Below are 22420 nucleotides of genomic sequence, written 5' to 3'. Positions count from 1 at the left end.
CCCCTGACCTCCGCCTGCATCAGGAATCCTATAATTTAGCTCTTTCATGTATCTTTTGCGTTTCATACCGACTCCCTTTGTGAGCCAGTGCTCTGCAGTTGTAAATCAAACGATTTCTCGATCCCAGGTTCAAGGCCTGTTATCCTTCAAAAAAGAAAGGTGGCAAGTATGACACGACTGTTGTCGCTTAGTGGTTTGGCATTGTGGATTACCGTCTTAATGTCCTGTGCTGAAGACAAGCAAATATCTCACGGAAATAATCTTCCTGAGGGAGGAGAAGTTCGTTTTGAGCGCATGGTATTCCCGGATGGAACCTACGAGTACGGAAACATAATCATGCAGATGACCTCGTTTTTTATTGGGGACTATACTGGGGTGAAACCTGAACGAATCGGTGTAGGCGACTGTTATGCGATTCGAAGAGATCAAATGTGGCCACAATTTCTACCAGACGGCGTACAATACCTCGACCCTGGCGACACCATGACCCTAACGGGTGGTGGTCAGACAGACCAGATTGACTCCAGTACAGATATTGTTGACGGTATGTATAGCAACCATGATCGTGGTTTCTTTTGGCAGAATTTTGCTGACTACCCCGTTAACACGACTTACAACGTGACGATCCCTGGCAGTGCTGAATTTGCAGCCAAGGACTGGGACCTGTTTTTGCCTGGTGACTTCACCACTGACCCAGTCATTCCAGGTTTGTTCGAGGTAGATCCCGCAAGCGATTTCACGATGACTTGGGAGGTGCTTGACACCACTGATGAACCAAGCGTCGGCGCTTTCTTGCTGTTTTTCGAAGAAAACGTAGGTAACCACGTAATCTGTTCGATGCCATACGATCAGGGCAGCAAGACAGTTCCGAAAGAATACATCGATCTGATTCCGGATACCGGCGCTTTCCTTTTCGGATTGTTTCAACATACTTTTGAAACCGTCGAGGGACGAAACGTTGATCTAATTGCTGCCAACTGCAAAGTCGGCTTCTATCAAAAGAGTGCGACACAGTAGACGGCACTTTCTGGACGCAGGGATACACAACGAACACGGTTATAAATCACATAACTGTATTCGTTGTGGTCTTTGTAAATCTAGGCTGTTTGCTAAAACTGAAAATCACCTTTTTCCAAGCACTGTTTTAGCAATTGTATTGTCTATATTTGTATTCCCGCTAAAAACACAAGCGCAAGCGTGGGTCAATCCAGCACATACCCTAAGCACTTCACTCAGTCACAGCCTGAATTGGTCAGACTCTATCGTAGCGGATGGCATACGAGTCCCCGGTGGAACCGTCATAAACCAACAAATAACGCTTGAAGCGGAGTACGTACCGATTGACAACTTAGCAATCCGAGCGGCCATACCGTTTGTCTTGCCGTACTACGGCGGGAGCGGAGGATTTCTCGGTCCACATGGCGACTATGACGACGGCTCCGTTCATTTTGTGCCCCAAGATTTCCGACTCGACGCTCGCTACATGATTATTGATGCTCCGATCGCAATCACTCCTTTGCTCGGAGTGTCACTTCCAATGAGTCACTATGAAGTTCAAGGCTTTGCCGCGGCAGGCCGAGGTTTGAAACAAATGCACTTTGGTATCAGCCTGGGTATGACGCTTGCACCATGGCTACCCGAACTGTATTTGCATGGCATATACGAGTTTTCATTGGTCGAGCGTTTTGACATTGCTCCGGAAACAGCATCATTCTCGCAAAACAGGAGTTCTGCCAGTCTACAAATTGGTTATTTCTTCTCCTACGATTTCCAAGCTTATATTGCTTCCGACCTTTACTTACAGCATGGTGGTCTGAATTTCGGTGACTACGGTAGCAATCTGGAACGCTGGTCTACCCTTCCCAAAATTATTCGGGACTATCATGACCCGATTCTCCATGAACGTTCAATATTACTGGGAGGTGGGATGTCCTATGCGCTTTCTGATTCGTTGTATTATGATGTGTACTTTCGCTTACAAGTAGAAGGCAATAACACAAGGGAAGCACGAATCATCGGAAACGGAATCAGCTGGCAGTTAGGTATCTGAAAAAAAACTTGAATGTTGACTCGCTGAGGTCATACTGAACAGAAGCATGTGCTTGTGAAAAGGGGTGTCCAATGATCCGGGTTTTAGCGTTATTTTGTTGTTTGGTTATGCTGAGCGTTACCGGACCTGCGGTCGGTATAGCACAGGCGTGTGGATTAAAACTCAACGCGAAAGCTAACCGTGTTCCATTACGTTCAGCCATACCTACGCAAGTTCATATTTTCAGAAACAGTCAAAGCAAAAGCCTCAGCAGAGCTTTGGAACAAGCAGGGCACACTGTTGTCGTGGTTGAGAACATCAGACAGCTAAAAAATGAACATGGAAGAACAGTGGTACTAGCTGATGCTCACAATGCTGCAGAAGTAAAAAAACATTTTTCAGAAGTCTTGGTGGTTAACACAACCGAAAGCACTCAAAAAACGCTTCACGAACTTGAACTACAACTCCGTTCTAAAAACAAGATTTAGTGTTTAACAAAGCGCTTCAAGGAATCAAAATGCTGGCTTTGGTTCAAGAGCTTTTGCCATATCCCGAGTGCAGCTGCACACCATCACTGCCGTTCAACTAAACTGCCGAGTAGGATAATGTATGGTGAACACTGGCCTAACAGAAGCACTATCTTGAAAACGAGTACGGTTACATCTAAACTTGATAACAAGAGGCGACTTTGATTAACCATTGTTTAAACGATCAGATTTCCGCAAAACCAATTGGCAAAGTCTTACTGCTCGATGGAGTTAGCTTAAAGCAAAAAAGGAGCATCTCCAACATAGTTCGGGTTGCCGCTGGAAATATAGAAGTCCATTAAACAATCTCGTCTGCTAACAAAATAGACGACTACGCATTGATCGTCGTTAACTATGACGCCTTTCTCCCTGAAGACCGCGATACTCTACTGAAATCGCTAACAGAGCAATGCAAGAATGGACGCTTGCTGATTTATTCACAAAATATCCCGCATGAAGATCTTGGTGTTCTCTTCGGGGTCTATGGCCTAACCAACTTATTAGCTCACAACATCAATCAAGACTCGGACGAGTTCCTGGTCACCATTCAGAAAATCATCCAGAATGACATCTTTGGAATCAAAAAATATTTTTCATGGGCATCAAAGCAAAAAAACTATGAAATCCTTTCTACTCACGATGCTCGAGAATTTATAGAGGAGGCCAAACAGTTCGCCAAAGAAGTAGGCATACCTAGTCGACTAGCTGAAAGCTATGTCATCGTGGCTGACGAACTCGTGATGAATGCCGTATATAATGCTCCCACTGATAAGAAAAGCGAACCGCGTTATGCTGACATGGCAAGATCCCAAGAGGTCGTTTTAGATGTCGATGAAAAAATAGAAGCAGTCCTATGTTATGATGGGCATCGCTTAGGCATCAGTGTCGCAGACTCATTTGGGTCATTGCGTGCAAATAAGGTTACAAATTATTTAGCAAAATGCTTTCGCAACGGCGAGCAGCAAGTTTCTTGGGACACTGGCGGAGCCGGACTTGGCCTTTATCAGGCCTACAATGCCCTTTCCCATTTCGTAATCAACCTAAGTTGTAATAAGCGGACGGAAATTATTGGAATCGTCGATGTCCGTGGTTCGTATCGAGATTTTATCAAGCGAGGCAAGTCTTTTAACATTTTTGTGGAAAACCAACGCCGAAACAATGGCTATGGTTAATGAGGAGAAGGACGAAATGTATCGCAGTTTAGAATGGAAAAATGGCGGCACGAAAAATGATTATTCCCGGATTATACTCTCGGGTGCTATCACGGAACAGAGCGATTTCGCTTCCGTGCTTGAAAAGATCGATGGTCCTGTAGTGCTCAACCTTAGCGGTATTGAATCTATAAATTCGATTGGAGTACGCGAATGGATACGCTTCATTGACAAACTCTGTGAAGGAAACCGTCGAGTAATTCTTGAAGAATGCTCAGCGCCAGTCGTAAGACAGCTCAACATGATTTCGAACATGAAGGGCAAGGCATCTGTAGCGTCGGTGTTGGTTCCCTATTACTGCGGCTCATGCGGAAACGAACAAAACAACGTCCAAGATATGTCTGATTTCTCCATCACGAAGGTTGTAGAAATCACCACTTGTCAATCATGTGGTCAGAATTCTGAATTTGATGATTTGATAGATTCTTATTTCGCGTTTTTCCAACGACAAATTGATTAGGAGTACTTGAATGGACAGGAAAAACGTAAACGAAAGAGACATCGCATTGCGTTTAGCCTGTACCGTAGTCAACGGCATTCAAGATGCTGCGGTTATTATAGACCCCAGCGGAAAACCACTGCATTTCAACAACCTCTATGCTTCGATGACAGGTCTTCGTCATCGTGAACTAAATAAAGTTCTAAGAAACGGGGAGCAAGCATATTCGCTTCTAGGTCGAACTGAACGACAAGACAAAGACACGGTGCAACGATGTATTGAGAGCCGTGACCCAACGCGGTTGGCTGAAGTCGAAGTACGCGATGCAACTGGAAAAAGCCATATTGTTGATCTTTCTTTCATACCCATTGAAAATGAGAAAAAAGACATCATCGGACTTGTTCAGATTATTCGAGACGTAAGCGATGACGCTCGGCTTCATGGGCACTACAAAGACCTTCTACGCCTTACTCATGCCAGAGCCGCAGACCTAGAGAGCCTGGTCGAGCAGCGCACTAGAGAACTTTCAGCCGCTTTGGAAGAGGTAACTCGGTTGTCTTTAACTGATCCATTGACTGGTTTGTTGAATCGTCGCGCTTTCGTTAAATATGCGAACAAAGCACTTGACCTTGCTCACCGACACAATCGGTCGCTTGCAATCATGATGTGTGATCTTGATCGATTCAAACTTGTAAATGATACTTTTGGTCATCCGGCAGGCGACGCTTTACTAATTGCTTCGAGCAACGCCATAGCGGGTACATTACGGACAAGTGATAATGTCGCCCGCATGGGAGGAGAAGAGTTTTCGGTATTGCTAACAGAAACACACGGAGAAAATGTCCGTGAAGTTGCAACACGTTGCGCCACTGCCGTGAAACAGTTGAATGTTTCAGAGATCATAAATGGTGCAAGCCTGCAGCAAACAATCAGTGTTGGAGTTGCTATCTATCCGATGCATGGGCATTCTATTGATAAATTGATCTCGCACGCCGATCAAGCCTTGTACATCGCAAAGGAGACAGGCCGTGATCGTGTCGTGGTCTACGACTCGGAACTGACCATAAAAGATACGGCTCAAAAAAAGGCCAAACTTCCGCGAGTTCTTATCGTTTGTACGGATGATGAAAAACGTACTCTTCTAGAACGCTGTTTATCGACCGGAGACTATCAAATTACACTCGCTACGACGCCCGCAAAGGCTGCCGAGGCATGCCGTGATTTTTCATTCGACGTCATTGTAGCCGACCAGAATTTAGTACCGACTCTAGGCATAGACCTTTTAGGCGGGTCCATGGCCTCATGTCCACAGGCACTGAGAGTTCTATGTATAGAATCTCGTGATCTGGTTTTTGCACTGAAAGGCTCAAACCTGGCTCGTGTTGACTCGTTTATCTTATTGGAAGACGTTGCGGAGTCTTTGCAGAGTACCATCGATGATGGACTAACACGACGCCATTTACTTAGGGAACAAATAGCCAGTGGAGTAGCTCTAGCTAAGAAGGCATTTTCATATCGTGCTGAACAACTTGATACTTTGCTGCAAAGCAGAGAGCTTTCTCTAGTTTATCAACCTATAAAAGATATCCAGAACAATCGAATCTTTGGTTTTGAAGCACTAAGCCGCTCGCAGTTGGGAAGCCATCTGGGGGTTGGCGAGTTATTTCATGCTGCGGTTCAGACTGGCAAAATTTGGAGTCTTAGTCGTTTAGTGCGCTCCCGGGTGGTCGAAGGCATTGGAGATCTTCCTCCCGATGTAAAAGTGTTCATCAATCTTCATCCCGCAGAAATTGAGGACCCTGAGCTTTACGCTAAAGACTCCCCTTTAATTCCATACGCTCACCGAATCGTTTTTGAGATTACCGAAAAAACACCAATTACAGAAATCCCTGGCTTTCAAAAAAGACTCACAGAGCTGAGAAAGAACGGCTACCAAATTGCAATAGATGATTTGGGATCCGGCCATGCAAGCCTCAATGCACTGACTATACTGGAGCCCGATTTTGTAAAACTCGATATGGACCTTGTACGAGACATCCACAAACAACCTCGCCGTCGACGATTACTTGAGCGCATAGTTCAGCATGCACTAGAAGAAAAATTGTCGCCATTGCTGAAGGTGTTGAATGTGAAGAAGAAGCTCATATCCTAACCGAAATCGGTTGCGTTCTATTACAAGGCTATTTCATAGGGCGTGAGGTTCCCAGCACAGAAACACGGACGTTATAGTCCCCTGAATCCAACTGAAACGAAACACGGTCCCATTCCGCTTCAGGCTACATGATGTATCTATCTTAGTCAGACTCTCTATTTCAAACTGGAGTCGAAAACGGACCACCCGCAGGTCCAAGATAACGGATCAACAGAAATGAGGTGAAATTCACTCGTATAGGTTTCGCCCTGTCTGTTTGGAAGAAAGGTATTCTCAAGGGTCGGGAACAACTCCGAGATCATAAAGGGTCCATGTTTTTGTTTAACTTGCTTTAAGAAGATATCGATGGAAATCGGACTTTGAAAGTCAACATACAAGGGGGACTCCGGCGGAAGGTAAGCAAAAAACTGCTGTGGAAGTCCGGCTCTCTTTAGCCATCTCTGAGCTGCCAAGAAACGATTGCTTGTGTGTTCTTTTGAAAGGGGTTCCAGGTCTTTCGGAAGGATCGTCCATGATTCTCTTGCAATAACTAAGTCATCTATTTGAACACGTGGGCTATGGTCTTGGTCCCAGGTTAATAGACAGTCTCGATAAGCTACCGCTGAGAGAAGGTCATCCAAGACCGATTCGAGAGAATACAAATCGTTGTTGTTGATATTTCTAACAACCAATTCGGTGCCGTTTTTTTCAACCACGAGATCCTTGACGCTTAGTCTCCGTTCTTGTGGATAGTCAGAAGAGGCAAAATCAACTAACAAACTGTACGTGTTGCGCACTGATTTAAAAAAACGGCGAGCTACTCTATTTCCTTCTTCAAAAGGTATGGTGCACGTAACGATTGGGACATCCTTTCGGAGCTCTTCTATAAAACCGGAAGGCTTGGAGTAGGACAGATACATTACGGGATGACAGAAAAAATTAATGGATGGCATGAGTTCTGTACAAGCAATCAAGTAGTTCCCAGATTGAACGTCACGCAATGAAGGGGCTGAGATGCAAAATCGAGGAGATGCGATCCGTGCGCTGGGCCATCCAGGATACGGTGCATGGAATTCCTCGTCCACGGCGGACTCAAGCTCCTGTGAACTCCGATGTATCAAGCTCGTGCTGCTATCGACTCCCAACAGCCTACTCCATTTGTCTCTAAACAGTGACACAATAGGCGCGATTTGTGGTGCTGGTTTATTTTCAATCCAGTTTCTTTGCATTTCAGGCATAATGCGATCCAGCACCTCAGCTAAGCAGACACGCTTATTTGCGCTTGCGCTATCAACTGTTTCGCTTGCCATCTTTTTGTACACCTTAGCGATTTCATAAGTGTACCAACGAACGCTTTTCAATAGCAGTGACATTGGCGGGGTAATTTTTTTCAAGAACTCCTCTCCAAAAAAAAAGTCTACGTCCCGCGAACAATCCATGTACATGATATCTCTTCCGGCGTAAGCTTGCCCCCCTTTCCGCTTAGAAGATTGACCGGTGTAGTTCTCAAACAAATCGTTTGTTTCCTTCAAGACTTTCTCGATCGCATGGATTTCACCAAAGGATGACTTTGCTTTATCCTTGCATGCAAGTATCTCGTGCACCTTCGCAATATCACAGACTTGTTTTTGGTCTAATGAATGCTTTTGGATAAAGCGCACTAAATCCTGGTCCGGGTCGGTGGATTGAGAAGGAATTTCTATCTTCCAAGAAACTAAGTTCTTATCGACAAGCATGCGCAAAATTTCAAAAACTTCTTCTTTATCTAAGCCTGTTTCTGTTGAAACACTGTGTACAGGCAAGCCTTTCAGACAACATGACAACACATCGAGCTGCTTGTCTGTAAGGTTAAGTTTTTCAGAATCAAAATAAGCTTTGTGGGAAACTATATGTACTCGAGGATGGGTTTTTTAGGGGGATAAACTCTTTTACCTTACTATCCTCGCTAAGTTTGTCCGCTATGAGCTGGATAGCCCAGTGCTCGAAGTAAACCCTAGTATTTTTTACGAGAGCACCGCCAGAATGAAGATCTAGATGCATTTCTTTATCACGCAAATACCCCCATCCGACTGGTCCAAAAAAGCCTATTGAAGAGTTTTTAGTGGAGTATCGTTGTATATAGCTAACGACGACTGCCTCTCTGCGCCTGGAATCGGAGCTGTTGTTGTGCAAAGGCATCTTTTGTAAAGCTTCGATCGATCCATGCAACGCTTCGAGGTTTTGCCAAGTTAGAGCTTCCCTAAAAGCATTGTTCTCTGTCATACCAAGTATGGTTTTGCGCAGAGTTAAAGCTGAATTGTCATAGTGTTCTTCGTAGCGTTTTGATAGATCGGATAGTCCAAGTACTGCTCGATCCAGTTTTTGCAACTCCTTGTCTAGTTCGTGATGCCCACAGGACTCGGGAACTTTTCCGACCCGGAGCAATTTTAACGCTTTGGCAATTGGCCGTCGTTGTGCGCCATCATATTCTCCGATGATTCGCTCTGCTTGAAGTACAATTTTTTCCTTTAATTCTTGCACAGCTTGTTCTTGAACTAAAAGACAGTTTGCCTCTTGTACCAATGAGTCCATCCGTAAACTTCCGGCCCAGCTAACGGGAAATCCAGCTCCGCGTAAGCAGACCCAAGGCCAGTACTTCCAGTCTTCCTTCGCTTGATTCATCGAATGCTCACCTGTTCAGCGGAAGTGCTTTAATGTTTCTTTGTTAAATTCCTTTGGAATCTTGGGCAAGGCGAAGCGCATCAAACTGCTCAGCCACCTTTTCATCGTTGGCCAGAATCTCACCAGCATCGACATCGCAAAAGTGTAATACCCCCATATCTTCGTATGCACCGCGGATCCGCTTACCACAAAGGCCTATATCCTTCATAGTGGGTACGACTCGCGAAAAGATTCTCTCACGAAAATTCTGCTGTAACCCTGAAGACGTGATCGCTTCTGCACATTCTTGCTCAGGTAGATCCAAATCTTGCCAAAAACCCTTCGGCTGATAGCGTTCAAGCATGAGATGGCAAGCTTCGACAGCGAATTCCTCGCGTTCGTCACGTTCCTTTTCGGAAAGTTGTGGATAATACTGTCGCAACGCGATCCGTCCGAACGCGACATGCCTCGCTTCATCTTGCATGACGTATGCCATAATACTAGAGGGTAACTGGCTGAGTCCGTAATCGCGATAGCGTTGGAAGGCTGCGAGCGCTAAACCTTCGATGAGCACCTGCATGGTTAGATAGGTCATATCCCAACGACGATCGGAGAGCCCATTCTCCAGAAGCTTCTTGAGTTGTTCACTAATAGGATAAGCTACTTTTATTTTGTCACGTAGTAGTCGAGAAAAAACCTCCACATGCCGAGCTTCATCAATAGCTTGGGTTGCAGCAAAGAATTTTTCATCGATGCTGGGAGCGGACTGGACTAGTTTCGATGTTGCAATAAGCGCTCCTTGTTCGCCATGCAGAAACTGGGAAATTTGGAAAGCTTGTACATGTTTACGTACCTCACGGCGTTTGCTCTCCGGTAACCGTTCCCAAACACGGGTTCCATAGATAGGTATAGATTGGTCTGCTAGACCCATGGGATTGTCGGGGTCAACTTCTATAGACCAATCGCTGCGTTCTGTTGCATTCCATTGTTTCGCTTTTCCTTTTTCGTAAAGCTGGAGTATCTCAGCGCGTCCATCTCCATAGCGCCAATTCATTGAAACATTTGTCTGGCCGTCGAAAACCCAATTGCTTTGTTCTACGGGAAGCTCGTAGATACCGCTAAACCCCATGATTCACCTCTTTATCAATACATAGAGTTTATCATAAAATTGTAATTCTACACACATGAAGAGTAAAAAATTACAGAAACATAAGATGATCTGGATAGAGCACCTACCTCATGCTTCCGGGTAGGATGCGGTAAAAGGGTTCGATAGTTTCGACCTGAGTCCCAGAACGCGGTCCCTTGCGAAAGGGAGTGAGGTCGTTTTTGAAGACGTGCAAATCATGCCGAGGCCAACACTACACAGGGGGAACATCGCGATGGCACATCCTTACATGCGAGACCAAACGGTATTGAAAGAGTCCACTCGGGGACTGAAAATCCTTGCCGGTGGAGACAGGTAAGACTCTGACCCCACTTGCTAGCGAAAACATGAAGGATTAAGTAAATAATTCCAGCAAGATAAGCGTTGGCACGTGCATTGCACTGAACAGCTGACATGCCCACCTTAGCCAGCTCAGAGCACCACAACTTCGCGAAACAAAGTCTTCGCATCAGCGTGGCTGCTTGCTTGCTACTCATCACCGGATGTACGGAAAACATCAACGGATTTGACGAGAACATCTCCTCCGGGCAGGTGTCATTTCTTGCTGCCGAGGAGCAACCCAGCGAATTTGAAGTAAGCATTCGAGATAGCAATCGGCCAGATCGTATTCTTCTTCATCGTAACGGAACCGCCGAGCGCCTACATCTATCCATGACTACGCCAAAAATCAGCGTTCAAACCAACGAAGATCAGGGCTTAGTAAGCCTTGAAATCTCAGAAGGCCCTATCAAGGGAATCTTTGATTACATTGAGTATGATGACGTGAACGAAGCATACGCAGTCAAAGGTCTCGGCTTTGTCGATGTCCAAGAGATCGTCACAGCCATAAATGATTTATTCTCCGACTTCCCCACATCAGAGGGTGAAACTTCAAATTTTTCCCTATGTGGAGTTTCGGCGGAAGAACAATCGGCCGCAACCATCTCCCAGTTTCAGTTTTTGCTCCGCTTTTTTGATGCCGAGGACAATCCCACACAACAACTTGAAACTGCTCAGAAAATTGAAATCGAGTTGAGTGCCTTCACTCTTCATACACGTCAGATCTGCGGATTCGGCTACTGGAATCGGGCCGAAAAGACTGAAGTTCAAATCGACCTCAAGGGTCATTTCTCAAGTGTTTTGAACCTGGCAGCGAATACTCCAGGAAATTGACTTCCGGCTTCACGCTCATTACTATCCATCTGCACAGTGCGACTCATCTGTACAGCCGGGGGACTTGATGGAAAAACTGACTGAACGCCAAAACAAAGTACTTGAGTTTATTCGCGATTCGATTGAAGAGCAGGGTTATCCACCCACCCTTCGCGAAATAGGCAACGAACTCGAATTCGCAGTACCAACGGCGTCAACGACCATTTAAGGGCGCTCGAACGCAAAGGCTTCATCACACGAGCCGATATGAAGTCCCGCACGCTCAAACTCACCCCACAGGCTTTTCCAAAGGTCTCGCTGCCGCAGGAACATCATCACGACGCCGACATCATCGAAATTCCGATTATTGGACGTGTCGCAGCCGGTCAACCTCTTGAAGCCATTGAACATGTTGAAGACACCGTTCGCGTCGATCGCATGCTCGTCGATGGCGAACGCGAAGTCTTCGGGCTTAAGGTCCGCGGTGATTCGATGATTGAAGCAGGTATCCACGATGGTGATTATGTCTTTGTCCGCAAGCAAATTGAAGCGCAGCGCGGTCAAATCATTGTGGCCTTGGTAGGCGATGAAGCCACCTGTAAATATTTCTACCCCGAGCGCGATCATATCCGACTCGAGCCCGCCAATAGTGAAATGGCGCCCATCCTCATCCATCGCAATGAATGGCGCTCAACGCGCGTTTTGGGCGTGGTCGTCGGCGTCTACCGAAAGCTTAGCTAGTTAAACTATTGAATCCACGATAGCTCTTAGTGGGCTTCATCCCAATTGGCGCCCCACCCGACATCCACCAGCAAAGGAACATCCAACGATGTCACCTTTTGCATGGCTTCACGGACAAGTTTTTCCATTGTTTCTTTTTCGTGCGGAGGCACTTCAAATACAAGTTCATCGTGCACCGTAAGCAACATACGACTCTGAAGGTTTTGTTCGCTTAGCAAATCATCGATGCGAATCATGGCTAGTTTTAGCAAATCAGCGGCACTGCCTTGTATCGGCGTATTGCACGCCATACGTTCGGCATGCATACGGATATTTCGGTTGCTGCTGTTGATGTCTGCAATGCGTCGAATACGCCCCTGCATGGTGCGAACGAAACCCTCCTTACGCGCCGACTCGACAGTTTCGTCCATAAAAGCACGTACTCCTGAGTATTTTTCAAAAAAAGCTTCAATGTAGCGCTTAGCTTCTTGACGTGAAATGCCGAGATTTCGTGACAGAGCAAACTCTGTTTGACCGTAGATCACAGCAAAATTGACGGTCTTCGCCCGACCACGCATCTGCCGCGTTACCCCTTCAGCTCCTACTCCAAAAAGCGCTTGGGCTGTTTTAGAATGGACATCCTAGTCGTTAATAAAGGCAGCGCACAATTCTTTGTCCTTGCTAAGGTGTGCAAGCACTCGCAACTCGATCTGTGAGTAGTCGGCGGAAAAGATCAGCCAACCATCTTCCGGAATAAAGGCTTTACGGACCGCCCGCCCTAGTTCGGTGCGGATGGGTATATTCTGCAGGTTGGGGTCGCTGGAAGAAAGCCTGCCGGTTGCGGCCACCGCTTGATTGAACTGGGTGTGCACACGACCAGTCTTTGGATTGACCTGCCTTGGCAGCGCATCAAGGTAGGTGCTCTGCAACTTTGCTAGCGAACGGTACTCTAGGATAGTCGAAGGCAAGTCATGCTCAAGCGACAGCTGCTCGAGCACATCCTGATTGGTTGAACGAGCGGTTTTAGTTCGCTTGATCACAGCAAGGCCCAAATCATCGAAAAGCACAGTCTCAAGCTGTCTTGGAGAGTTCACGTTGAAACTTTTGCCAGCCAAAGCATGGCATTTTTTTTCAAGCTCAATCATTTTCACCGAGGCCTCAGAGGATAAATGATTCAAAACCTCGGTATCGAGGCGAATTCCCACCCACTCCATCTTGGATAAAACCTTCGCCAAGGGCAGTTCCAGTTCGGCATACACTTCCCAAAGTTTCTGCTCTTTTAGTTTTGCCTCAAGCATCGGAGCAAGCGTCGCTACCATCATTAAACGCTTGGCGACCAAACTCCCAAGTTCGGAATGGTCGCTCTGTCCGACAAGACTTTGCTGTGTGGTATGCAAGTCTTTGAGCAGCTCCCCTTCGGCAGGAACGTTCTCACCTAGGTAACGTTGCCCGAGAGCAGCAAGATCGTGGCCGCGTTGATCCGATTCAAGCAAATAACTCGCTAACATCAAATCGGTTAGCTTTGCTGAAGCAAAGGGTGAAACGCCTGTCGCAAGACAAAGCATTTTTGCATCCGTGACGCAAAGTTCACGCTGCGCATTGTCAATGAGTTCTTTGACCTGCTCCGCAAGCTGCACGATCGAAAGTGGCCCAGCGCTGGGTAAAAAGCAAAATGCACGGCTCAATTTGTTCTGTTGTGAATCAATGGCCGCGAGACCCAGCGCCAGCAACGGGCTTCGACCTGCGCGTTCAACAAATGGAATCGCCACGATTTGCTTGGCTGACTGAAGCAAATCAAAAGCAGCGATCGCGTCGTTTGAGCTCAACACAAGCTCGATATCAAGCTTTTCAGCGGGTGGAGCTATTATTTCGCCAGCAAGTTTTGAGAAGCCCAGTTCCTGATAGAGGGCATGTAGCGCAGGTTCATCGACCGCGGTGACGCGGCATTGCTCGACTTCAACTCCCAAAGAAACATCATTCTTTAACGTCACCAGTCGTTGCGACAAAAAGGCTTGATCTTTGTGCTCTTGAAGTTTGCTTTTCAGAGATTTTCCGGAAACCTTATCTAGGTGATCATAAATTGCTTCAAGACTCCCGAACTCGCTAAGCAACTTAGCAGCTGTTTTGGGTCCGACAGACGGCACACCCGGCACGTTATCGGAGCTGTCACCAGTAAGCGCCAACAAGTCCCGCACCTGCGCTGGCGGCACACCCATTTTATCCTGAGTAGCTTTTGCATCGAAGACTTTGTTCCTCATGCTATCGAACATCACAACGTCGTCACCTACAAGTTGCAAAAGATCTTTGTCGGCGCTGACAATGACTACTTTTAGACCGGCTCCGCGCGCATCGCGAACAAGCGTGGCGATGATGTCGTCCGCTTCAACGCTCGGCTTGGAGATAGTTACAAAGCGGTGCGCTTCAACAATCTGCCGCACGCGCTCCATTTGTTGCGAAAGATCCGGGGGCGGAGGGGGACGGTTGGCCTTGTACTTTGCAAACATTTCGTGTCTGAACGAAGGCCCACGCGAATCCATGGCCACCGCGAAAAGCTTTGGCTTGCAGTCTTGCAAAAGCTTGCGCAGCATATTGGTTGTACCGTACACCGCATGCGTGGGTTCACCTTGCTCGTTGCTAAGCTCCGGAAGGGCATGATAGGCCCGAAAGACGTAACCACTCAAATCGAGCACGTAGAGCGTTGAATCATCACCAGCTTTGGGCAAGCTGCTTTGTTTTGAGGAGATCGCAGGCATAAACTCCGGGCATGCTACGCTATTTGCATGGTCAGCTCCACAACCATCCCTAAGGAACCTTGCCTTGCCTAAAAGAGCCATGCTAGCAGTGCCCCTGACGTTATGTTGGAGACACTAAGTAAAGGATTTCGAGCCGCCAAAAATCGCCTGGCGGCACAAACCGAGCTGACAGAGGCCAACCTCAAAGAAGCGCTAAGAGAGGTGCGCATATCGCTCCTCGAGGCCGACGTTGAGCTAGGCGTAGCTGAGACCTTTTTAGCAAGGGTTCAGGAAAAAGCTCTGGGACAAACCGTAAGCACTCTTTTAAAAACAGGAAAAGGTGCAACCAAAGTCGGCCCTGCCGAGCAGTTTATCCGTATCTGCAACGATGAACTTGAAGCCTTGATGCGCTTTGATGGTGAAGGGCTCGAATTTGAAACCGCACCGGCCATCACCGGCATCATGCTTATCGGTCTACAAGGTGCTGGTAAAACCACCACCGCAGCTAAACTTGCTCGTTTCCTTGAGCAAGAGCAGGGAAGAAAAGTACTTCTGGTCGCAGCAGACACCCAACGTCCCGGCGCGATTGAGCAGTTGCAGACACTGGGCGAGCGCATTGATGTACCCGTATTTTCACTGCCCGAAAGCAATCCACTTGAAATCTGCAAAAGAGGTCGCGATCACGCGCGGAAGATAAAGCGCGATGTGGTGATCTACGATACCGCTGGCCGTCTTAGCATTGATGAAGAGCTGATGGCCGAGCTCGAGCACATCAAAACGGATCTCAATCCAAAGCATGCAATCTTGGTGATTGATGCCATGATTGGTCAAAACTCCGTCCAAACCGCAAAAACTTTCCATGAACGACTTGGCTTGTCCGGCAGCATCCTAACCAAGCTCGATGGCGATGCCCGCGGTGGTGCAGCACTGTCTATTACTGAAGCTACTGGCGTGCCTATTCGCTTTGTCGGCATGGGCGAAGGGGTCGATAAACTCGAAGTCTTCCGAGCCGAGGGTCTGGCAAGTCGCATTTTGGGGTTTGGCGACGTCGTTAGCCTGATGAAAGATTTTGAGAAGGTTAGCGATGTCGAAAAAAGCCGAAGAGGACGCCAAACGTCTCCTTAAAGGGAAACTTTACGCTGAACGATTTTCTCGAGCAGCTTCAGATGATTCAACAAATGGGTCCATTGCAGGACCTTATGGAGAAAGTCCCGTTTTTCGCTGAGAGCATGCCTTCTGGCATGAACATCGATGATCGGATGCTCGGCAAAACCAAAGCCATTGTTAGCTCCATGACCCAGCAAGAACGCCAAGGCATCGAGCTTTTTAAGAAGCAACCTAACCGTATCAAACGCGTAGCAAAAGGATCGGGAAGCAAAGACAAAGAGGTCGCCGAACTCCTTCAGCGCTTTGCGGTCATGAAACAAATGTTTGGCGGCATCGGCAAGCAAGCGGGTTTACTCGGGAAAATCCCGGGCATGTCTCAGCTTGCGATGGCCAACCAACTCAAGAGCAAAGTGCGACTCGGCGGCTTAGAGCACAACCCGATGATGGCAAACCTTGCCGAATCCCTTCTTGAAGCCGCCGTAGCGGAGCAAGGAAGTCCTGCTCAAGCGGTTCCAAAAAGAACAAAAGAAAAACAAAGCCAACGCAAAAACAAACGCAAGATGCAAAAAAAATCGAGAAAGAAAAGTCGCAAATGAAGAGACTCTTTTTTTTGTTGCAGCTGATTGCACTATTACTCGCTTGTAGCTCTAAAAAAGCTGATAACAAAAAGACGCCAGAACCTAAAACGATCAGTCTGATTCCTCGCATCTCCGTCCCCTACACGAGCTCGCCCCCTGTAATCGACGGCAAAATCGATACCAAGGAATGGTTTCAAGCCAAAGAGACTTCATTTCGCGCCCCCCTAGATGGCGGACCTCCTAGTTTTCCTGCACGCGCTTTTTGGTTTTGGGATACAAGCTATCTTTATCTCGCTTTTGTCGTCACCGACTCAAAGATCCTAAGTCCTCACACAACACATGATGCTCGCCTTTGGGAGCATGATGCCATTGAGCTTCAGATCGATCCGAGCGGCACCGGGAAAAACTATTTTGAAATCCAAGTCGCTCCAAACGGACATGTGTTTGATACGAAGTTTTTAAGTCCAAGAAATCCTCAGCCCTTTGGACTTCGAAACTGGGACAGTAACGTGGTGGCCAGTGCTGTTATGCACGGCAAAGCCAATGATGACGTCAAAGACACCGGCTATACCGTTGAACTCGCTCTGCCCTGGCAAAGTATCCTCGAAAAAGCGCCAATAACAAAAGACGATATCAAAAACATGCCTTGGCGAGCCAATATCTACGTCATGAACAGGCTAAACCCCAAGCAGCAAACCGCGGTGGCCTGGTCTGCACTACACATTGGTGATTTTCACACCCCCGCGCGCTATGGCTTTGTAAAGTTCGTCGACAAATAATCAGCCGCCAAAACACTTTTGGGGCCAATCCATTGCGAACTATGGAGCTGTTGACGGGGGCAATGCTTGGCTAGCCGAATCGGCGATCCCCGCCTCGGCCGGTGCCACGCTGGATGGAGCTTCTTGCGGTATACTTATTGCTTGCGGTGAAGCACCACCGCCAGTGGACATCACGGCCACTTTCAAACCTGTTCCATGCACATGAACGCAGCTTTTATAGAAGACACTGAGTATCGCCAGGGTGCTCATGTCCGCGCGCACATCGGCCAATGCAATAACCTCTGGATGAGCCTTTTTAATCTCCTGCAACGCTTCGGAAAAACCGCCGTTTCCAGCAGAAGCACTCAGCACGATTATGGCATGGCCATCGGTAATATCGAGCAAACCAAGGGGTACTGGAGCGCCAATCCCATACTGGCAAGCTTCTCCATGCAAACCAGGCACGCGAGCATACTTGCTGGTCTCGCCACCTGTATTGCTGTTCCACGCCGCTGGAGCAGTCGTCATGTTAAATACTGGAATGCCAGTAACAAGATGGCGAGCTCGTGGTTCATAATTGCCACCTGCCCTTTGGCTTGGACTGCTGGTCGTTGCACAACCAAGTCCACTTAAAGCAACGAGCAGTACGGTCGACAAGCAACGTGTCATTGCAAGACTCGGCCTTCCACTAAGGTGCAGCGCTCGATGTATATACCCAGCACAGCATTCAAAAAACTGTCATCGGTTTTCACGTCGTACAACGACTTGGCTCCGGGAGCAGATTTCAGAGCGTCTTTTACCGCCGCATCATAGCCACCGTCACCAAACGCAACCAATCCCAGGATCATGTGATTGCAAGACTCGCCTTTAACAACTTTATCTGTAGCTTTAGCCGCCTCCCCTGCATCGCCGGTCGTGTTTGCCCGATACGACAAGGGTTGAGTTACGTTGGCATAAAGACAAGCTGGCAAAACTAAAACGACCAAACTCAAAAGCTTAAACAGTTGATTCATAGCAGCTCCTTGGCATGAACCTCCTCGTCATATCCAACGGCGGCATTCCCGTCAACCGAACATGTTGAGCATCGCTACGGGTCCACAAGCATCAAATTGATCGTAATCAAGCCTCGGCGAGTCTGTGGCTTACAAGCCGTGCGGGATCAATACCGAGACTATCAAGACTGTGTTTCCAGCGCGCTTCATGCGGTGTGTCAAAAACAATACGCTCGTCTAGATCGATGGGAATCCAGGACCCTTGTTTTAACTCTTCGTCCAATTGGCCAGCATCCCATCCTGCATAGCCAAGAACGAGCACATTACGAGGCGGGCCTTCACCTTTCGCAATCGTTTGCAAAAAATCACGCGACGCACTAACGCAAAGATGCTCGCTCACGGTCACGGCCGTCTCATCGTGCATATCCGAACCTTGAGGATCGAAAACGATCCAGCCGGTATGTGGCGCAACCGGCCCCCCATTGAGCACCGCAAAGTGCTTTTGATCTGCTAGCTCAGCATCCAGCCCCAGCTCCTCGATAACGTGCTCAAACACCACACTGGCCGGACGATTGATAATAAACCCGAAAGAGCCCTCCGGCTGATGTTCGATCAAAAGCACCACGGCGCGACGAAAGTGAGGGTCTTTCATTGCCGTTGAGGCCACTAAAAACCCTGGAGACAGACTTGAGAGCATATCAATTCACCTTTTGGCATGGTAGCAGATTACAGTAATTGTGAATAGCTTTGTTGAAGCCTTGAAATTGGTTTTATAGTAGACCGGAAAACCATGTTACGCACCCGACTTATCGCAAGCCTTACTGCCGGATTTGTACTCAGCTCTGTTGCTGCAACGGTCCTTACCTTGGCGAATACTGCGGAGAGCTTTTTCGAACCTCTCCGCGTCGATCCAGCAAAACCAGCACCTGTTACGCTGCGCTTACCTGTCACCGCAGTTCCTTTCTTTGATCCGGAAACAGGAAGGAACCACGTTCAAATCATGCAGCCCACAGTGGAACGTGGACAAACAGTTGACGATCCTATTTTAGCAGCCCTGGTCCGTGCTTATGAAGTCACGAGACGACCACCCACACCGGAACGTCTGATTGGCCTGTGGCTCATTTATTTTTTGATTCTGACGATGCTAACGACTTACCTGCGGCGATTTAGTCCGGGACGAGGAGCGCTATTGCGAACTCAGGTCGGTCTGCTCATGATGGTTACCTTGCTACTTATAGCAACCAAGCTGCTTTATTTACTTACCCCCCTACCTTCGTATTGTGTTCCTGTCGCGGCGGCAACCTTGTGGGTGGCACGCTATCTTGATCGACGCTCGGCCTTCATTGTCAGTATTGGTTTAAGTTTTCTGACTTCTTCCTTTAGCGGTTTTAGCTTGGACCTATTGGCAGTCTTCCTTGCAGGAACCATGACGGCCAACTTGGTCCTTGGACAACGTCGAAGCTGGACTGGCCTCATCAACGCAGGGTTTGGAGCGGCTATCGCCTCCGCAACCATGCTTATTGCCGCTCGCTTTTTGTTTTACTCGTCGTTTGACCTGATGGTGGATATTAGTGACCCTTTTCATTCTGTGTTTCTTGCAGCCGCTGCTGGAGGACTCTTATCTGGGCCCATCGCATTGGTGCTCGAAGGCCCCGCTGTTATCCTCCTAGGAGCCGTATCGCGTAGCCGATTGCTTGATCTCTCGGATCTTGATCAACCCTTGTTGCAAAAAATGGCGAAAGAAGCTCCGGGATCTTGGGAGCATTCACGCGCGATGGCCAATCTTGCAGAAGAGGCATCCGCTGCTGTGGGCGCAGATGCCCTGCTTACTCGCATCGGGGCTTACTATCACGACCTTGGAAAAACCTGCCAATGCAAATATTTCATCGAAAACCTCGAACCTGGTGAAGTCAGCCCGCACGAAAAACTCGAGCCCGACGTCAGCGCTGATGCCATCATGCACCACGTAATCGAAGGAACAAATATTCTTCGCCGTGGCGGAATCCCTGAACCCGTTATCGAGTTTGCCTACACACACCACGGCACAAGCGTTACCGAATATTTTTGGCACAAGTGTCTAGAGAGAGGAAACCCCAAAGAGCTACCCGAAAGCTATTTTCGTTATCCCGGGATGCGTCCTCGCACCAAAGAGACTGCGATTCTGATGCTTATCGACTCCATTGAAGCCGCATCGCGAACTATCGATCCACCTGAACGCGAAAAATTCGCTGAGATGGTTCAGCGTATTATTTTCGTAAAACTCAAACAGGGGCAGTTGGATGAATCAGGCCTCACCGCAGAAGACCTGCGTATTCTCTCCACCCAACTTACCGAAACGCTATGCAATGTGTACCACACTCGAATTCGCTATCCTTGGCAGGACGCAAAAGACAAAGGCGAGCAACCGCTTCCGGTACCTGGATTGGCTACCGAAAAAGACATGATTGAAGAGCACACTGCCAATCTTCATGCAATGAAAGCCGCCGCAGAATCAGAACAAGAACAACTTGAAGGAACAGAGGAGCCATGAGTTCAACTCGCGAAAGCAGTTTCATGAAAAGCGTTTTTCACGGTGTTATCGCCGAAGACCTCGTTTTCCCGTTTCCGGAACTAGACACCGAAGAAAAAGATAACATTCAGCTCATTCTCGCTAACGTTCGTAAATTTGCAGAATCTCACATCGATGCAGCTGCGATTGATCGTGAGCATGCCATTCCAAAGCAAGTCCTTGAAGGACTCAAAGAGATGGGTTTGTTTGGCTTGAGCATTCCTGAGGAATACGACGGCATTGGTCTTTCCAACACGGCCTACGCTCGTGTTATGCAAGAAGTTGCTACCATCGATTCATCCTTGGCGGTCTCCCTTGGAGCGCATCAGTCCATTGGACTAAAAGCCATTGTGCTTTTCGGCACTGAAGCACAAAAGAAGAAATATTTGCCTCGCTTGGCAACCGGCGAATGCATCGCAGCCTTTGCTCTCACCGAGCCTGGAGCAGGAAGCGATGCAGCAAGCATCACCACCAAAGCCGAGCTGTCAAGCGACGGAGAACACTACATTCTAAACGGTTCTAAAATATGGATCACCAACGGTGGATTCGCAGATGTGTTCACGGTGTTCGCAAGAACAAATCAAAACGATGAAAGCAGCAAGCCTCGCATTACCGCACTCATCGTTGAGCGCGGCGAAGGACTAAGCTCCGGGCCAAATGAAGATAAGCTAGGCATACGTGGCTCTTCCACCACCGAAATATTTTTCGAAGACGTGAAAGTGCCTGCAGCAAACGTCATAGGCGAAACGGGTCATGGATTCAAAGTCGCCATGGAAGTTTTAAACAATGGGCGATTGGGACTTGCAGCGGGCTGCGTTGGAGGCTGCCGCATGCTGCTTGGCTTGGCAACCGAACGCGTCAACGAACGCCATGCCTTTGGTCGCCCTATTGGTCAGTTCGACATGATCAAAGAGAAAATCGCTAACATGGCGGCTGAAACCTATGCCCTGGAGTCGATGACCTACCTTACGACCGGGCTTATCGACAGCAAGCGCGCCAAAGACTATTCGCTTGAAAGCGCCATATGCAAAGTCTTTGGGTCGGAAACCCTATGGCGAGTCGTAAACGAGACCCTGCAGATTGCTGCCGGTATTGGTTACATGAGTGAGTATCCCTACGAGCGCTACCTTCGAGACGCCCGAATCAACATGATTTTCGAGGGTACCAACGAAATCTTACGTGCCTTTATTGCGCTTTCAGGAATCCAAGGCCCAGGAAAGCAACTCAAGGAAGTGACCAGAGCCATCCGAGAACCTATCAAAGGTTTTGGACTACTGAGCGATTTCGCCATTCAACGTGCACGTAGCGCGCTTGGCCGCGAGCGACTTAACCGTGTTCACCCATCGCTTAAAAAAGAAGCTGTGTTGTTTGAAGAATGCACAGCAGCACTGGCGCGAGAAACAGAACGTATTTTGTTCAAACACGGCAAAGACATCACCGACCGACAATTCGCCCAGCGACGCATCGCTGAAGTCGCCATCGATCTTTTTGGTATCGTTGCCGTCCTGAGTCGCACCACGCAAGCCATCGAACAAAAAGGCGAAGAAGCTTGCGCAGGACAGATTGATTTATGCAAGGCATTTTGCGCTATGGCTGAGGCTCGCCTTTCAGAGCGATTGCGCCAGGCCAAAACAGAAAATGACGAACTCCTAAAACAAGTCGCTAAGAGTACCTACGAGCATAACGGTTATCCTTACGATATTATCTAG

At 48.0% G+C, this 22420-nt stretch carries 18 protein-coding genes and 3 pseudogenes; 13 read left to right on the top strand and 8 right to left on the bottom strand.

All coding sequences use genetic code 11. From position 1 onward, the window contains the following. Positions 1–168: 168 nt before the first annotated feature. From IPJ88_10585 to IPJ88_10555, 7 genes are all read left to right on the top strand, one after another. Positions 169–1017 (top strand): hypothetical protein, encoded by an 849-nt coding sequence (locus IPJ88_10585; protein ID QQR88683.1) that lies wholly within the window; start codon positions 169–171, stop codon positions 1015–1017. 139 nt (positions 1018–1156) lie between these two features. After that, entirely contained in the window at positions 1157–2050 is an 894-nt protein-coding gene (locus tag IPJ88_10580) for a hypothetical protein (GenBank protein QQR88682.1), read from the top strand. A gap of 71 nt (positions 2051–2121) precedes the next feature. Further along, the gene (locus IPJ88_10575; GenBank protein ID QQR88681.1) at positions 2122–2517 is read left to right on the top strand and encodes a hypothetical protein; all 396 of its coding nucleotides are present in this window, start codon (positions 2122–2124) and stop codon (positions 2515–2517) included. Positions 2518–2894: 377 nt separating this feature from the next. Beyond that, positions 2895–3728, top strand: coding sequence for a hypothetical protein (locus IPJ88_10570; protein ID QQR88680.1), 834 nt, complete (start codon positions 2895–2897; stop codon positions 3726–3728). Beyond that, on the top strand, positions 3721–4227 hold the full coding sequence (locus tag IPJ88_10565; GenBank protein QQR88679.1) for a hypothetical protein: 507 nt from the start codon (positions 3721–3723) through the stop codon (positions 4225–4227). The genes IPJ88_10570 and IPJ88_10565 overlap by 8 nt, the downstream gene beginning before the upstream one ends. Positions 4228–4237: 10 nt before the next feature. Then, positions 4238–6358 (top strand): diguanylate cyclase, encoded by a 2121-nt coding sequence (locus IPJ88_10560; GenBank protein QQR88678.1) that lies wholly within the window; start codon positions 4238–4240, stop codon positions 6356–6358. After that, positions 6307–6435 (top strand): EAL domain-containing protein, encoded by a 129-nt coding sequence (locus IPJ88_10555; GenBank protein QQR92020.1) that lies wholly within the window; start codon positions 6307–6309, stop codon positions 6433–6435. Before IPJ88_10560 ends, IPJ88_10555 begins: the two co-directional genes overlap by 52 nt. A gap of 78 nt (positions 6436–6513) precedes the next feature. Here the strand turns inward: IPJ88_10555 and IPJ88_10550 are convergent, their stop codons facing one another. The 3 genes from IPJ88_10550 to IPJ88_10540 form a co-directional block, all read right to left on the bottom strand. Further along, positions 6514–8163 (bottom strand): lantibiotic dehydratase, encoded by a 1650-nt coding sequence (locus IPJ88_10550; protein QQR88677.1) that lies wholly within the window; start codon positions 8161–8163, stop codon positions 6514–6516. 37 nt (positions 8164–8200) lie between these two features. Next, the gene (locus IPJ88_10545) at positions 8201–8899 is read right to left on the bottom strand and encodes a lantibiotic dehydratase (GenBank protein QQR88676.1); all 699 of its coding nucleotides are present in this window, start codon (positions 8897–8899) and stop codon (positions 8201–8203) included. Between the two features lie 142 nt (positions 8900–9041). After that, on the bottom strand, positions 9042–10106 hold the full coding sequence (locus IPJ88_10540; protein QQR88675.1) for a ferritin-like domain-containing protein: 1065 nt from the start codon (positions 10104–10106) through the stop codon (positions 9042–9044). Between the two features lie 432 nt (positions 10107–10538). Here IPJ88_10540 and IPJ88_10535 point away from each other — a divergent pair, with 432 nt between their 5' ends. Both IPJ88_10535 and lexA read left to right on the top strand, forming a co-directional pair. Beyond that, on the top strand, positions 10539–11297 hold the full coding sequence (locus IPJ88_10535; protein ID QQR88674.1) for a hypothetical protein: 759 nt from the start codon (positions 10539–10541) through the stop codon (positions 11295–11297). 67 nt (positions 11298–11364) lie between these two features. Then, positions 11365–12017: pseudogene (gene lexA, locus IPJ88_10530) on the top strand (transcriptional repressor LexA). Positions 12018–12043: 26 nt separating this feature from the next. On the opposite strand, the pseudogene IPJ88_10525 reads toward lexA, so the two are convergent. Beyond that, a pseudogene (locus tag IPJ88_10525) lies at positions 12044–12634 on the bottom strand (DNA polymerase I). A gap of 3 nt (positions 12635–12637) precedes the next feature. Continuing rightward, the gene (polA, locus tag IPJ88_10520; protein QQR88673.1) at positions 12638–14749 is read right to left on the bottom strand and encodes a DNA polymerase I; all 2112 of its coding nucleotides are present in this window, start codon (positions 14747–14749) and stop codon (positions 12638–12640) included. A 102-nt stretch (positions 14750–14851) separates the two neighbouring features. Here polA and ffh point away from each other — a divergent pair. After that, positions 14852–16431 (top strand): annotated as a pseudogene (gene ffh / locus IPJ88_10515) (signal recognition particle protein). After that, a complete protein-coding gene (locus IPJ88_10510) occupies positions 16428–17192 on the top strand; it encodes a carbohydrate-binding family 9-like protein (GenBank protein ID QQR88672.1) in 765 nt (254 codons plus the stop codon). The pseudogene ffh and the gene IPJ88_10510 overlap by 4 nt, the downstream one beginning before the upstream one ends. A gap of 39 nt (positions 17193–17231) precedes the next feature. Here the strand turns inward: IPJ88_10510 and IPJ88_10505 are convergent, their stop codons facing one another. The 3 genes from IPJ88_10505 to IPJ88_10495 all read right to left on the bottom strand — a co-directional run bounded on the left by IPJ88_10505 (position 17232) and on the right by IPJ88_10495 (position 18860). Beyond that, positions 17232–17840 (bottom strand): hypothetical protein, encoded by a 609-nt coding sequence (locus tag IPJ88_10505; protein QQR88671.1) that lies wholly within the window; start codon positions 17838–17840, stop codon positions 17232–17234. After that, positions 17837–18184 carry a hypothetical protein gene (locus tag IPJ88_10500; GenBank protein ID QQR88670.1) on the bottom strand — a complete coding sequence of 116 codons (348 nt, stop codon included), beginning with the start codon at positions 18182–18184 and terminating at the stop codon, positions 17837–17839. Before IPJ88_10500 ends, IPJ88_10505 begins: the two co-directional genes overlap by 4 nt. Before the next feature lie 106 nt (positions 18185–18290). Beyond that, positions 18291–18860: a YqgE/AlgH family protein gene (locus tag IPJ88_10495; protein ID QQR88669.1), complete on the bottom strand. Its 570-nt coding sequence runs from the start codon at positions 18858–18860 to the stop codon at positions 18291–18293. A 93-nt stretch (positions 18861–18953) separates the two neighbouring features. On the opposite strand from IPJ88_10495, the gene IPJ88_10490 reads away from it, so the two are divergent. Then, positions 18954–20693, top strand: a complete 1740-nt coding sequence (locus IPJ88_10490; GenBank protein QQR88668.1) for an HDIG domain-containing protein — start codon at positions 18954–18956, stop codon at positions 20691–20693. After that, complete coding sequence (locus IPJ88_10485; GenBank protein ID QQR88667.1) at positions 20690–22420, top strand: acyl-CoA dehydrogenase family protein; 1731 nt, start codon at positions 20690–20692, stop codon at positions 22418–22420. The genes IPJ88_10490 and IPJ88_10485 overlap by 4 nt, the downstream gene beginning before the upstream one ends.

This window comes from Myxococcales bacterium, from assembly GCA_016699535.1.
Classification (GTDB): Bacteria; Myxococcota_A; Polyangia; order Polyangiales.
The sequence above is the reverse complement of the archived record's forward strand: the minus strand, read 5'-3'. Positions and strand labels throughout refer to the sequence as shown.